14 protein-coding genes are annotated in these 13844 nt (G+C 57.2%); 10 read left to right on the top strand and 4 right to left on the bottom strand.

The genetic code is table 11. From position 1 onward, the window contains the following. Window positions 1–217: 217 nt before the first annotated feature. Complete coding sequence (locus tag PSH84_RS18930) at window positions 218–1144, bottom strand: 2-hydroxyacid dehydrogenase (RefSeq protein ID WP_305481550.1); 927 nt, start codon at window positions 1142–1144, stop codon at window positions 218–220. Window positions 1145–1431: 287 nt separating this feature from the next. Between PSH84_RS18930 and gabT the strand changes: the two genes are divergently transcribed. The 3 genes from gabT to PSH84_RS18915 all read left to right on the top strand — a co-directional run bounded on the left by gabT (window position 1432) and on the right by PSH84_RS18915 (window position 4009). Further along, the gene (gabT, locus tag PSH84_RS18925) at window positions 1432–2724 is read left to right on the top strand and encodes a 4-aminobutyrate--2-oxoglutarate transaminase (protein WP_305481549.1); all 1293 of its coding nucleotides are present in this window, start codon (window positions 1432–1434) and stop codon (window positions 2722–2724) included. 93 nt (window positions 2725–2817) lie between these two features. Then, window positions 2818–3474: an HAD family hydrolase gene (locus PSH84_RS18920; RefSeq protein ID WP_122564782.1), complete on the top strand. Its 657-nt coding sequence runs from the start codon at window positions 2818–2820 to the stop codon at window positions 3472–3474. Window positions 3475–3520: 46 nt separating this feature from the next. After that, the gene (locus tag PSH84_RS18915) at window positions 3521–4009 is read left to right on the top strand and encodes an Lrp/AsnC family transcriptional regulator (protein ID WP_008146530.1); all 489 of its coding nucleotides are present in this window, start codon (window positions 3521–3523) and stop codon (window positions 4007–4009) included. Window positions 4010–4142: 133 nt separating this feature from the next. On the opposite strand, the gene PSH84_RS18910 is transcribed toward PSH84_RS18915, so the two are convergent. Next, window positions 4143–4577, bottom strand: coding sequence for a universal stress protein (locus tag PSH84_RS18910; RefSeq protein ID WP_122564781.1), 435 nt, complete (start codon window positions 4575–4577; stop codon window positions 4143–4145). A gap of 312 nt (window positions 4578–4889) precedes the next feature. On the opposite strand from PSH84_RS18910, the gene pstS reads away from it, so the two are divergent. From pstS to PSH84_RS18880, 6 genes are all read left to right on the top strand, one after another. After that, window positions 4890–5921 (top strand): phosphate ABC transporter substrate-binding protein PstS, encoded by a 1032-nt coding sequence (pstS, locus tag PSH84_RS18905; protein WP_122564780.1) that lies wholly within the window; start codon window positions 4890–4892, stop codon window positions 5919–5921. Window positions 5922–5993: 72 nt separating this feature from the next. Continuing rightward, entirely contained in the window at window positions 5994–6959 is a 966-nt protein-coding gene (gene pstC / locus PSH84_RS18900; RefSeq protein ID WP_122564779.1) for a phosphate ABC transporter permease subunit PstC, read from the top strand. Beyond that, window positions 6959–7870, top strand: coding sequence for a phosphate ABC transporter permease PstA (gene pstA, locus PSH84_RS18895; RefSeq protein ID WP_122564778.1), 912 nt, complete (start codon window positions 6959–6961; stop codon window positions 7868–7870). The genes pstC and pstA overlap by 1 nt, the downstream gene beginning before the upstream one ends. 75 nt (window positions 7871–7945) lie before the next feature. Further along, window positions 7946–8707, top strand: a complete 762-nt coding sequence (gene pstB, locus PSH84_RS18890; RefSeq protein WP_025214260.1) for a phosphate ABC transporter ATP-binding protein PstB — start codon at window positions 7946–7948, stop codon at window positions 8705–8707. A 94-nt stretch (window positions 8708–8801) separates the two neighbouring features. Beyond that, window positions 8802–9500: a hypothetical protein gene (locus PSH84_RS18885; protein ID WP_122564776.1), complete on the top strand. Its 699-nt coding sequence runs from the start codon at window positions 8802–8804 to the stop codon at window positions 9498–9500. Next, on the top strand, window positions 9500–10126 hold the full coding sequence (locus tag PSH84_RS18880; RefSeq protein WP_436278786.1) for a hypothetical protein: 627 nt from the start codon (window positions 9500–9502) through the stop codon (window positions 10124–10126). The genes PSH84_RS18885 and PSH84_RS18880 overlap by 1 nt, the downstream gene beginning before the upstream one ends. Before the next feature lie 217 nt (window positions 10127–10343). Here the strand turns inward: PSH84_RS18880 and PSH84_RS18875 are convergent, their stop codons facing one another. Both PSH84_RS18875 and PSH84_RS18870 read right to left on the bottom strand, forming a co-directional pair. Further along, window positions 10344–11453 (bottom strand): Rieske 2Fe-2S domain-containing protein, encoded by a 1110-nt coding sequence (locus PSH84_RS18875; RefSeq protein WP_122564775.1) that lies wholly within the window; start codon window positions 11451–11453, stop codon window positions 10344–10346. Between the two features lie 25 nt (window positions 11454–11478). After that, window positions 11479–12447: a PDR/VanB family oxidoreductase gene (locus tag PSH84_RS18870; protein WP_122564774.1), complete on the bottom strand. Its 969-nt coding sequence runs from the start codon at window positions 12445–12447 to the stop codon at window positions 11479–11481. Between the two features lie 459 nt (window positions 12448–12906). On the opposite strand from PSH84_RS18870, the gene PSH84_RS18865 reads away from it, so the two are divergent. Further along, a complete protein-coding gene (locus PSH84_RS18865) occupies window positions 12907–13677 on the top strand; it encodes a helix-turn-helix transcriptional regulator (RefSeq protein ID WP_305481548.1) in 771 nt (256 codons plus the stop codon). Window positions 13678–13844 lie beyond the last annotated feature (167 nt).

Below are 13844 nucleotides of genomic sequence, written 5' to 3'. Positions count from 1 at the left end.
CATGGACAGGGAGGGTGACCGGTCGGATTTCTCCGCTGAAAGTGTTGGTATCTCACCTGCCGCCAGGCCTGACAAGAGGCGGACATTGATTCGGTAGATTGCATAAGTTGCGGCTTCACGCGCCGCAGTTATTGCTCAAATCGACAGCAGGCTCAGCAGCAAATATCAGCGGATTTTTTCGTCGGTGCTTTTCGTAGATGCATGGACAAAGCGCGGGTCAATAACGGCGTTTGCGGTCAATCTGGCCGAGCATCGATTCGCCGCGTTGATGGCGCCGGATATTGTCCAGCAACACGCCAAAGGCACTTTCGGGTTGGGTCATCGCTGCGATATGCGGCGTCAGCAAGATTTGCGGATGCTGCCAGAACGGATGCTCTGGCGGTGCTGGCTCCTGTTGCAAGACGTCGAGCACCGCAGCACTGAGTTGGCCGCTGGCCAGGGCCTCGAGCAGGTCCTCTTCTATCAGGTGCCCACCGCGGCCCATGTTGACCAGGGCTGCCCCCTTGGGCAGATGGTGGAACAACTGGCGGTTGAGAATCCCTTTGGTCTGTTCGGTCAATGGCAAGACACAGATCACGATATCGCATTGGCCGAGGAACGCCGGGAGTTGTTCGTCACCTGCAAAGCAATCCACTCCAACGATATTGTGTTCGCTGCGCGCCCAGCCCGATAAGGCAAAACCGAAGGTCTGCAAGGTAGCCAGAATCTGCTGGGCCTGCATGCCAAGCCCCATGACACCGACCCGACGCTGGGCTGCCGGTTTCAGCAAGTGGGCCTGCCAGCACCGCGCGATCTGTTGCTGGCGATAACGGAGCATGTCCCGGTGCAGGCTGAGTACGGCGAAGCTGGCGTACTCGCACATACCCTGGGTGATGCCGGGGTCAAGTAAACGGACCACCGGCAGGGACGTGGGCAAACTATCAAGATCAAGCTGGTCGACCCCAGCCGACAAGGCGAACAGCACTTCCAGGTTTGGTAGCAGTGTTTCGAGGTCGTCCGGCGCCTGCCAGGCGGCGAGGTAGCGAATGTCCTTCGGGTCGCCGATGTCCGGCCAGGCACGCCATTCGATGTCCGGTGCGTGCTCGGCGAATAAACGCTTCCATTGTTCGCCGCGTACCGGGTCGGCTTTATAAAGCAAGGCCATGGGTCACTTCTCGTACTGGAATAGGGAACATCCAGCATGCCCGAGTGGCAAAGCAGGATGTATCAAAAGAGCGGCCGTAATCGCATGACACTGCGTTGTATAGGGCGTCTGTCGGCAGATTCCATGGGGCTGGAGCCGGCTGAAGGATTCTGCTGTTTACCGGGGTGAAAACAGTCGATCCGAATTTCCCAGAGGCCAAGTTCGGCTTAGACAATTGCGTCGAACGCTTAACCTGTGGAACACATCGCAGCCGTTTCCCGGTTGCCTGGTTCACTGTGGGAGATGCCATGAACAGTAAAGTCGAAGAAACCCCAAGCTTGCTCCGTCAACGCGATCAATTCGTGCCACGGGGGTTGGTCACCGCACATCCGCTGGTCATCGACCGGGCCCAGGGGGCTGAGGTGTGGGACGTGGACGGGACGCGCTACCTGGACTTCGTCGGCGGCATTGGCGTCTTGAACATCGGTCACAATCACCCAAAGGTGATCGCGGCCGTGCAGGCCCAATTGCAAAAGATCAGCCATGCTTGCTTCCAGGTGGTGGCCTACAAGCCCTATCTCGACCTGGTCAAGCGCCTGTGCGAATTGGTAGGTGGCCAGCAAGCCTACAAGGCGGCGCTGTTCACTTCCGGCGCGGAAGCCGTGGAGAACGCGGTGAAGATTGCCCGCGCCCATACCAACCGTCCCGCCGTCATTTCCTTTCGTGGCGGTTTCCATGGGCGTACCTTGCTGGGTACAACGCTGACGGGCATGAGCCAGCCCTACAAACAGAACTTCGGGCCCTTCGCGCCTGAGGTCTTCCATACCCCCTACCCGAATGCCTATCGCGGCTTCAGCAGCGAGATGGCGTTACAGGCCCTCAATGAGTTGCTGGCGACCCAAGTCGCGCCGGATCGAGTCGCGGCGATCATCATCGAGCCGGTGCAGGGCGACGGTGGCTTCCTTTCCGCGCCACCGCAATTTCTCCAGGCACTGCGTGCCCTGACCGAACAACACGGCATCGTGCTCATCCTCGATGAAATCCAGACCGGCTTCGGTCGTACCGGCAAATGGTTCGGTTTTCAGCATGCTGGCATTCAGCCGGATCTGGTCACCGTCGCCAAGAGTCTGGCAGGTGGTTTGCCCATCTCCGGCGTGGTGGGCCGAGCGCACATCATGGACGCGCCATTGCCCGGTGGCCTCGGCGGCACCTATGGCGGTAACGCCTTGTCTTGTGCAGCTGCGCTGGCGGTGATCGAAGCGTACGAACAGGAGCAGTTGCTCGAGCGTGGCCAGGTATTGGGCGAGCGGCTGCGTCAGGGCCTGCTGCGCTTGCAGGCACGTCATCCACGTATCGGTGATGTGCGCGGCACCGGCTTCATGTTGGCCATCGAATTGATCAAGGACGATGAGGCCCGCAGTCCCGACGCCGAGCTCACCCAACAACTGATCGACCAGGCCAGGGTAGGCGGGCTGTTGGTGATCAAATGCGGGGTATACCGAAATGTCCTGCGTTTCCTGGCGCCCCTGGTCACCGAAGAAAGCCAGATCGACGAAGCACTGACCATTCTCGAAGCAGCATTGCAACGCGTGTTGGATTAATCTCAGGTCTCGGTCGGTACATCTGTAGCGATGTGCCGACCGAGGGCATTTAGAGCATATGGATTGATGAATGCATCATGGGAGGCGACACACATGCACCTGACTGATTATCGTGCGCTGCTGATCGATTGCGACGAAGTCCTGGTCGATCGGGATTCCGGTGTCTGGATGGCCCTGCAACCTGTGCTCGAAAACCACCCGGGCATGCCAGACAGGGAAGCGGTACTGGCTGAATTCGACGAGGCGGTGCGCGGGCTTTATCCGCGTTTCTCCGAATTGGGTTTCAGTGGTTTATTGTGCTTTGCCCATCGTCAACTGGCAGAGCGTTTGGGGCTCAAGGTCAGTTGGGAGGAGGGCATGAGCTTTGCTCGTTCGGCCTGCAACTGGTCGCTGTTCGAGGACGCGCCCGGCGCCATGCTGTACCTGCGTAAATTCTACCGGTTGCTGGTGTACTGCGATCGTGATGCCGAGGATCGTGACCAGCTCTGCGAGCGTTTGGGAATCCCTCCCGAGGACCTGCATTCCCGAGCCAACAATCCATTGGAGGATGAGGCATGGCTGCAGGCGAACAAGCTCAAGCCTGAAAACATCATGCAAGTGTCCAGGCCGCCTGCACAACCGCCAACGTCCGCGGGACTGTGCCTGATCCGCCGTGGCCATGAGCCTGATAATCAAGAATATTCCGCCGATTTCTACATCACCAGCATGGCCGACCTCGTCGCTCAGCATCAGCTATCTTTGCGCCGTTGAATTTGCTAAAACCACTGTCAACCTGAAGACAACCGAGGGGTACCCGATGGAAGGTTTAATAAAACTAGACCGAATTGATATCAGTATCCTTGTTGAACTTCAAAAGGACGGTCGAATGACCAACGTCAGTCTCGCCGATGCCGTGGGCCTGTCATCCAGCCCATGCCTGCAGCGAGTCAAGCGGCTTGAGTCGGCGGGTTACATTTCCGGCTACCGGGCCCATCTCAACCTGGCCAAGATCACCGACTCGGTCACGGTCTTCACTGAAATCACCCTCAGCGACCACAAGCGGGAAGACTTCGCCAAGTTCGAATCCAATATTCGCTTGGTCGATGAGGTACTGGAGTGCCATTTGATCAGCGGCGGTTACGATTACCTGGTGCGTTTCATGACCTGCAGCATCCAGCATTACCAGGAGGTGATCGAAGGGTTGCTGGACAAGAACATCGGCATTTCCAAGTACTTCAGTTACATCGTCATCAAATCCCCCGTGCTCAAGGATGGGGTTCCGCTGCGTAGGTTGTTGCGTCACTGATGTTGCTTGCGGTGCCAGGCTCGAATCTTGGTTGTTTTTTCATAGGCGGCAGACGCCCAGGGCGCCCGACGGTGTACCGCGGCAGTATTGCGCCCGCTGCCGAGAGGCCTGAGAGGCCTGCCGAGCATCGTATCTATTTAACCAACGTAATCGGGATGCTGGACAACTGAGTCACTTTAGCCGCGACAGATCCTAAGAAAATGCCTTCCAGGACACCGTTGCCATGTGAGCCCAGGATGATGCTGTCGCACCCTAACGATTGGGAACAGGCAATGATTCTGCTCGCCGCGTCACCCTGTAACGCGTGGAAAGTGAATGCAATGCCTTCGTTCTCCAATGAATCAATGGCTCGGCGCGAAGCCTGCGTACTTTTTTCAAGGTAGTAACTGTCCAACTCATCGCGACTCATCCCTTGCGCGACGCGGGTCGGTAAGAGCGTCTGCACATTCACTAAATGAATCTCTACGTTGCCCCCGAGCAATCCACCGTCCTGGATGATTCCCACGAGGTAGCGCACGACTCGTTCCGAGTATTTCGAACCATCGACAGCAACCAGTATTTTATGCATTTCCAGACACTCCTGAGGGACGATGATGTGGGTCGAACAGCTTTTGTACAGTGTGTCTGGGATCGATCATGACCGCCATGGGCGAGGGCAACTTGACTTGTATCAAACCCAGGCGAAAGGATGCCTGATCGCGGCACAACCAACATCATTGCAAGCCGACCCGGCGCATTCGTGAGCAAGCCCGCTCCCACAGAATTTCGCTTAACTGGCTGGCATTAAGCATTTTGCTGCCTTTTGCAATTCGATCTTCATAAAAACGTAACACGACTGTTGCAGAGTTCCCCAGCCCGTCATCACAAGGAATTTCTTCTAATGAAAAGTTTGATGAAGTCTGCTGCGCTCGCCGTTACGTTTTCTCTTTGTGCCACTTCGGCGACATTCGCTGCAGAAAGCGTCCGTCTGACGGGGTCTGGCGCGAGTTTCCCGGCGCCGATCTACCTGACCTGGTTCAAGGATTTCAGCAAGAAGTCCGAAGGTGTCACTGTGGACTACCAATCCAAGGGCAGTGGCGCGGGTGTACAGGACTTTCTGAATAAAACCGTTGATTTCGCCGCCAGTGACTCGGCAATGAAAGACGAGGATATCGCCAAGGTTGCCGAAGGCGTGCAGTTGCTGCCGATGACCGCTGGGGAAATCGTGCTGGCCTATAACCTGCCAGGCAACCCTAAAGGTTTGAAATTGCCACGGGATGTGTACTCGAACATTTTCCTGGGCAAGATCACCCGCTGGAACGATCCGCAGATCGTCGCTGCCAACCCGGACCTGAAACTGTCCGATACGCCGATCACGGTTGTTGTGCGTGCGGATTCCAGCGGTACGACCGCGGTATTCACCAAGCACTTGGCGACCATCAATCCGGACTTCAAGCAGGCGCTGGGGGAGGGCAACACCGTCAACTGGCCGGCCAGTGACAAGTTCATCAAGTCGCCGAAGAACGATGGTGTGACGGCTACCGTACGCCAGACGCCGGGCGCGATTGGCTACATCGAATACGGCTTCGCCAAACTTGCCAAGGTTGACTTCGCCCAGTTGCAGAACAAGGCCGGCCAATACGTAGTGCCAAACGCCGAGAGTGGAGCCGAGGCTCTGGCAGCGGTGAAGATGCCGGAAAGCCTGGTGTCCTGGTTGCCTGATCCGGACGGCGCCAAGTCCTATCCGATCACGTCCTACACCTGGATGATCTTCCGCAAGGACAACGGCAATCCGGCCAAGGCCAAAGCCATGCGTGAAATGGTCGAATACAGCCTGACCGAAGGGCAGAAAATTGCCGACTCGATGGGGTATATCCCGTTGCCGCAGTCGGTTGTCGACCAGGTTCGCAAAGCCTCCGCCAACATTCAGTAACGCCTGAGGCCTCTCTCGGTATGGGCTGTCAGCCATGCTGGGAGAGCTTTTCCCCTGTTCCGGACTTAGCCAATGAACAAACCCTTTGTCGTACCGGTTAATCCAGATTCCGCCTGCCAACCACCGTCCGCGAAGGACTTTCTGGTTGATCGCACCTTTCGTGCGCTCGCGCGTATCGGGGTGGTCCTGGTTCTGGCGTTGGTATTTGCCCTCGTGTTCGAGGTGGGACGCAAGGCGCTTCCCGGCATGGAAAAGCACGGATTTGATGTGCTTCTCGGCACTGTCTGGGACGTTAACCAAGGCAAATACGGCATCCTGCCGGCTATCTGGGGCACGCTCTACAGTGCTCTGATTGCGTTGCTGATTGCAGGCTTTTTCGGCGTCAGCATGGCAATTTTCCTGACCCAGGACTTCCTGCCTCCCAAGCTCGCCGCCATCTTTCGAACCATTGTCGAATTACTCGCGGCCATCCCCAGCGTCGTCTACGGCCTGTGGGGGATCTACGTGGTGATCCCGGCGATTCGACCGCTGACCACCTGGTTGAACAGCGAACTCGGCTGGGTGCCATTTTTCGGCACATCCCTGAGCGGGCCGGGGCTGCTTCCTGCGGCGTTGGTGCTTGCCATCATGATTCTGCCGACCATTGCCGCCGTTTCGCAGGATGCGCTCACGGGCGTACCGATGAAAACCAAGCAGGCCGCCTACGGTATGGGGACCACCCACTGGGAAGCGATTCTCAAGGTAATGGTGCCATCGGCCGCCACGGGTATTTTCGGCTCCTTGGTACTTGGCTTGGGGCGCGCATTGGGTGAAACGATGGCGCTGGCCATGCTGGTCGGCAACGCGAATAACATTTCCCTTTCGCTGTTCGCACCGGCCAACACCCTGGCGGCCTTGCTGGCGCTGAACTTCCCCGAAGCCGGGCCAAACGAAATCGAGGTGTTGATGTATGCCGCGCTAGTGCTGATGTTCATCACGTTGATCGTGAACGTCTTTGGCTCCTTGATCATGATGTACGCCCAACGGGGTAATAAGTGATGACTGATCTGACTGCTGCAACAGACTTGACGTCTCCAGCAGGCGCGATGCCCAGCCTGCAGCGCAAGTTCGAAGGCCGCGCCCTGCGCAGCCTGATCTTGACCACCCTGGTCTGGGGCGGCGCGCTGCTGGCCAGCGTGCCGTTGATTTCCGTGCTCTACATGCTGATCACCCGTGGCGGCGCTCGCCTGAACCTGGAAGTCTTTACCGAGCTGCCGCCGACTGGCTTCGAGATGGGCGGGGGCTTCGGCAACGCAATGGCAGGTACCTTCGTGATGGTGGGTATCGCGGCGGCTATCGCGGTGCCGGTTGGCATCATGGCGGCGATCTTCCTGGCTGAACTGGGGCCGGACAGCAAGCTGGCGAACGCTGCGCGCTTTGCCGCCAAGATGCTCACGGGGCTGCCTTCGATTCTGGCCGGGGTGTTCGCCTACGCCCTGGTGGTGATGACCACCGGCACTTATTCGGCACCGGCCGGTGGCGTCGCGCTGGCAGTCCTGATGCTGCCTATCGTCGTGCTGACGGCGGAAGAATCGATGCGGATGGTGCCCAAGATCATGAAGGATGCCGCCTATGGCATGGGCTGCACCCGCTCGCAGGTGATCTGGAAAATCGTCTTGCCCACCGGCATGCCGGCGATCCTGACCGGCGTCATGCTGGCCGTGGCACGTGCCGCGGGCGAGACAGCACCGTTGTTGTTCACCGCCTTGTTCAGCAACTACTGGATCTACCACCAAGGTAGCCTCGAGGTCATGAACCCAACGGCATCGCTTGCCGTGTTGATTTACAACTTCTCCGGCATGCCTTTCGACAACCAGCTCGAGCTCGCATGGGCGGCCTCACTGGTGCTGGTGATGATCGTGCTGCTCGTGAATATCATCAGCCGTATTTTCGGCAAGCCCAAGTACTAAGAACGGGAGCATCTGATTTTGAACGTATCCACTGCGCAAAGAGCCGCTCCGTTTGTCACCCAGGCGCCTGTAGTCATGGACTGCAAACTGGACAAGATTTTCTACGGCAACTTCATGGCCGTGCGTGACAGCCATGTGCCTATCGAGAAAAACAAGATCACCGGTTTCATCGGGCCTTCCGGCTGCGGCAAGAGTACCGTGCTGCGCAGCCTCAACCGAATGAATGACCTGGTGAAAGGTTTCCGTTTCGAAGGCCACGTGCACTTCCTTGGGCAAGACGTCTACGGCAAGGGCGTTGATCCGGTGGTCGTGCGTCGCTACATCGGTATGGTGTTTCAACAGCCGAACCCGTTCTCGATGAGCATCTTCGACAACGTCGCGTTTGGCCTGCGCCTCAATCGCTACAAAGGCGATATAGGTGACCGGGTCAAGCACGCGCTGCAAGGTGCCGCCCTGTGGGATGAAGTCAAGGACAAGCTCAAGGTCAGTGGCCTGTCGCTCTCGGGCGGCCAGCAACAACGACTGTGCATCGCCCGCGCCATCGCCACCGAGCCGGAAGTCCTGCTGCTGGATGAGCCGTGTTCGGCACTCGACCCGATCGCTACCCGGCGGGTCGAGGAGCTGATGGTCGAGTTGAAGAAGGACTACACCATCGCGCTGGTCACCCACAACATGCAGCAAGCCATCCGTGTCGCTGACACCACGGCGTTCTTCTCGGTGGATATTTCCCAGGGCACGCGCACCGGCTATCTGGTTGAGATGGGTCCAACAACGCAGATTTTCGACAACCCACGTGAACAGATGACCGGCGATTACATCAGCGGCAAGTTCAGTTAAGACACACCTCCGGTCAAGGCCGCATACCTGCAGAAGCCAAATGGATTTGGCCGGCATCCGGTAGACATTTACCAAGCGTTTCCAAGGAGCACCAATGCCAGCTACGCATCGCCTTGATTTGACTGCGATTGAACGTGCACTGCGGGAAGTACAAAACCGCTTCATCGAGCTCAGCCGGCACTTCACGGAGCCGCGCGATCCCTTGACTGACGAGGTGCTGCACAATGTGCTTGAAGGCTACGCGTTGATTGACGACTATGTTGCCCGCGGCGTTGACCTGTTCGACCTTCAGCAACTGAACCTGATGCTCGAGATCAACGCCACGGTGCTTTGTGGCCGAGACCCGGCGCGCCGTTTGGAGTACGCCCAGCACCTGGCCGCGACCGAGGCGCATTTCTTCAACAACGTTGAGGGAGGCATCAAGGACTTGTACAACTGGTATTGCGCGTATCGCAGCGAGTCCGTCTGGAAGCGTGCGGCTGGCGTCTATGTCCGCATTCTCAGCAAGCCGCAGTTGTTCATTGAAGGCAACAACCGCAGTGGGTCGCTCATCGTCAGCTACCTGTTGATGCGCGCGGGGTTGCCTCCTTTTGTGTTGACACTGGAAAATGCCGAGGGCTACTTCAATCCGTCATCGGTCATACGCAACTCTGCTAAACATGGCGTCAAGGCGTTGTACGAATTGCCCAAGATCAAGAAAAAATACGCAGCATTTTTAGAAGAACAGGCACCCGATCCAATGAAGTTCTTTCTCAAAGGCAAGCATTTGCCCATCTCTCAAGGTGGCCATTAATGAGTGGGAATTCAGCGCTCGCCAAATGCAAAACCGTCGGCAGCCGGGTAGGGCAGGCCATCCGCAGCGCCATCCCGATGCAGATGTCGAGGCGGCAGCGCATACGCATTTCGTTTGATATCGATGACACGCTCGCCTGCCAACTCCACCACTGCGAAGTCGAGCAAAGTCGCTTGCCGGCCTGCGTTCATCGTTGGCTGGGTGAGCCGTTGCGCAGGGGGACACGCTCCCTGATCCGAGAGCTGCGCCGCCAGGACTGCAGCATCTGGGTCTACACGTCGTCCGGTCGCACACCGTCCTACATCCGCCGTTGGCTGTTGCTGTACGGCATCCGCGTCGAGGGTGTGGTCAACAGCGTGCTGCACAACCGCGCGCTGACGGTCCATGGGCTGTCGAATGCGCCCTCGAAATATCCGCCGGCGTTCGATATCGACTTGCACGTCGATGATTCCGAAGGCGTGCAGATTGAAGGTGAGGACCATGGGTTTCGCGTGGTCGTGGTTCATCCGGAAGATGAGGGTTGGGCGCAGAAAGTGCTGGATGCGGTTGACATTGTTCAGGCGCAGCTGGCTTGGCAGCAGATGCCTGTTCAGCGAACGGTGTTGCACCGGGTGCCGACTATCTAGAGGTACTGATCTCATCGGTTGCCCATGCAAGAGCTGGTGAAGGAGGGCGTCAACCACGCTGTTGACGCCGACGCCCAACTGACCCACGTGCCGATTTAAAACTGACCCACCTCAAATGGCACCCAGTGTAGAACAGGCAATCGTTAGTGAGGAATCAGACTGGGTCGGCGGCATCCCGGCAACCAGGTCAATTCGGTTTCGGTGCCAACAGGCTGGGTTATGCGTTGCGGTTGAGCGCTTCGTTGGCTTCGTCGTCGGCACGTTTTTTAAGGTAGCGGCGCATGGCGACGGCAGGGGCATCACTGGCAACAGATATTTCGTAGGTGTGGTCATCTACATCACCGAGTACAGCCTCCAACGCGCCCAAGCCCTCAACATCCTCATTGAAGGCGGCGAACAGTTGTTCATGCATGAACTCACCAACCGCCCGGTCATCCTGGGCGAAGTCACGACCGTGGACAATGAAGTAATGCATGGTGCTGTGAGTTTCCGGGGTCAGAATATGGGCCGTGCGGATGTGAAACTCCTTGCGATTTAACGGCGCTATCGCCGAGTCGTAGAATGTGACGCTGACTTGATGCAGCCCGGGTGACAGGAACTCGGAAGTAGCGATGCGTGCAGCGGTACTGCAATCGTCCAGGCCAGTCGTTTTGGCCCATACCGGAGACAGGGTGGTGGGCACTACATTGCGCATCAATTTGTAATGTCCCTCTTTGAGATCAAGTTCGTACGGGGCGCTGGCATAATCTGGCGTGCCAATAGTGGCGGCGTGCAGGAAGGTTAGATGGGTCAGGTCCATCAGATTTTCATGCATGCTGACGTAATTGCCTGGGTGATGGAAATAGCCTGAGGAACACTCCCAGTCGGGTGTCTCGGTCCAAGCCAATTCAGGAGGGCGTCTGGAGTCTGCAAGTTCTGGATCACCCATCCAGATCCACAATAGTGAGCCTTGCTCAAGCAGGGGGTATTCGCGCACACCGATACCCCGAGGGCAGCTACGCTGTGAAGGCACGTTAATCAGGTTGCCTTGAGTGTCATACCGAAAGCCGTGATAGCCGCAGACCAGGACATCACCCTCTAGATGACCACGTGAAAGCGGATAGGAACGATGAGCGCAGCGATCTTCAAGTGCAATGGCTTTGCCGGTTTCGCTGCGATACAACACTACGCGCTTGCCGAGCAGTTTTCGCGATAGCAACTCCCGTGTAACTTCGTTACCGAAAGCGGCTACGTACCATTCGTTAAAGATGAACGGGGTGTCGCGGGTAGCAAGTGGACTCATGGCTTTGCGCGAATTGGCAATGATGTTATTGACAGGCAGGCTCATGGATAGGCTCCTTGTTATTCAGGGTTTACAGGTCCAACACCAACGACTCGGTGCGCGCGCGGGACACACAAATCATCAGGGTTTCACCGCTCGCCTGCTCGGCGTCGGAGAGAACGTAATCACGGTGATCGGGTACTCCGCTGCAAATCGTGGTTTCGCAAGTACCGCAAATACCGGAGCGACAGGAGAACGGTACGTCGATGCCATGGGCTTCCAACGCTTCGAGAATGCTCTGATCTGGGCCTACCTCAATATCCAGGCCACTGCGTTGCAGCGTTACGCTGAAGCAATCGAGTGCTTGCGGAGTCGCGTCACTGGCAGGTTCGGGGGCCGAGAACCACTCAAAGTGAATACGCGGCGCCGGAATGTCTGCGGTGGCGGCCTTGACTGCCTGCATCAGGGGGGCAGGGCCACAGCAGTAGACATGTTCGTCGTCCTGCAGCGAACTGACGAGCGACTCGATATTTAGGAACTGACCGGCGCACTCATCGTTGAAGTGAAAGTGCACTCGTTCCGAGTCCAGAGCCAGCAGCGTTTCGTAGAACGCAGCCCGTTGGCGGTTACGTACAGTATAAAAAAGTCGCCAGTTCTTACCCTGGGCCATGCACCAGCGGATCATCGCCAGGATGGGGGTGATACCAATGCCACCGGCCACAAAACAATAACGCTTGGCGTTGGCATCCAAAGGGAAATTGTTGCGCGGAGCGCTGACCTGAAGCACATCACCCTGGCGTACTTTCGCGTGAATTAAGCGCGATCCGCCGCGACTGGCCGGAGCCAAGCCGACCGCAATGACATAGCGATGGCGCTCGCTGGAATCGTTGAGCAGCGAGTAATGTCGAATTTGACCGTTTTCCAGGCGCACTTCGAGGTGCGCTCCAGGCGTGAAGATCGGTAGCTCCCGAGCGTCGGGGGCTTGTAGTTCTATCAGGGCCACCTCTTTGGCTTCCGCCACGAATTGGGTGACTCGTAAATTCAGGCTGGGCTGGGTCATTGTTATAGGGTCCTGAGGTACTTGGCCGCGAACGCAATGAATGCGCCGCCTGCCGGCTGTCTGACCTGAATAAGCTTACGTAGCATGGGTATTGCTTGCAGTCCTCCCAGAGGAGGACAGGTGGACTGTCGAGTTAGATGCGTCTGGAGATAACTACGGTGATCGGTCCGGGCGTTGTATTTCGGCTGGTTGAGAGAGGCCATACGTGGCGTTAGTCGTCGTGGGATCTAGCTACGTCGAGGGGGAAGGGGAGACGCACGCTCAGATGGGTGACGGTTCATCGGCAATCCCAGTTATTGTTGTTGTCCTTATCAGCTTACTGGGCCTGCAGGACGAAGCTGTCCTCCGGGAGGTGGACAGGCACGATGATTGTCGGCATGCTATTGGTTAACAAATTAACTATCTGGCTTTTTTCCAGTAGACCTAACACCTGACAATAATAAATATCAGGCAATCGCCATGATCCGTCTCAGTACCCCGCAGGTTTCGACCTTGCCCCAAGGAGTCCGTCATTTCGCGGAGTTGACCAGTCGTTTGGGCACGCCGGAATTTCCCGTTGCGCTGCTGGACTACCTTGGCCAATGGGCGAACTGTCAGCATTTTTCAGTTCTGCGTATGGATGGCGAGCGACCGCAATTGCTGTCTTTCGGCACCCGGCACCCGGACGCCAGTCTGGTGTTGCGTTGCGGTCAGGCCTATATCGAGCGCTACTATCGGCACGACCCTTTGTTCGAGCCGTTACTTGCCGCCCCTGGCCAAGTTGGCCATCTGCTGGCCCAGGATATCCGCTTTATGCCGTATCGAGAGTCGATCTATCAGCGCAATGGCATGATTGAGAGGCTATCGAGCCTGTATCTGGACGAACAAGCGCGGCCGGTGTTGTTCAATCTCTACCGACACCGCGATCAGGGGTTCTTCAGCGATGGTGAGCTGGAGATGTGCGAGTCGCTCAGCCCTTCGTTATTGCAATTACTGCGTGGTCATCTGGCGCTTACCGGATTGAGCGGTACAGTCGATCACCACCAGCAATTGCTCCAGCGTTGTCCTGACCTCACGACGCAAGAGTTGAATATCTGCAGCCGATTACTTCGAGGAATGACTCATGCAGGGATCGCGGCTGATTTGGCAATAAAGGAAAGCACTGTGAAAACCTACCGTAATCGGGCGTTTGATCGACTCGGGATTCACTTTCGCAGTCAGTTGTTTGCGCTGTTCTCTGCGACGAGTTGAAACTTGCGGTGGTTTGTCCGCGGATTCATGCCTTGAGATGCACTGGATGAAGTCCCACTCCAAAAGACCATAGAGATTGCGGAAAGCCTGGGGGAGCAGCCGGCAGTGCGGTTGGCGGGTGAGTTGCCGTGCGATTACTCATAACGCAACCATAAACACCTCGTTTA

It is taken from the genome of Pseudomonas beijingensis (assembly GCF_030687295.1).
GTDB classification, from domain to species: domain Bacteria; phylum Pseudomonadota; class Gammaproteobacteria; order Pseudomonadales; family Pseudomonadaceae; genus Aquipseudomonas; species Aquipseudomonas beijingensis.
The sequence above is the reverse complement of the archived record's forward strand: the minus strand, read 5'-3'. Positions and strand labels throughout refer to the sequence as shown.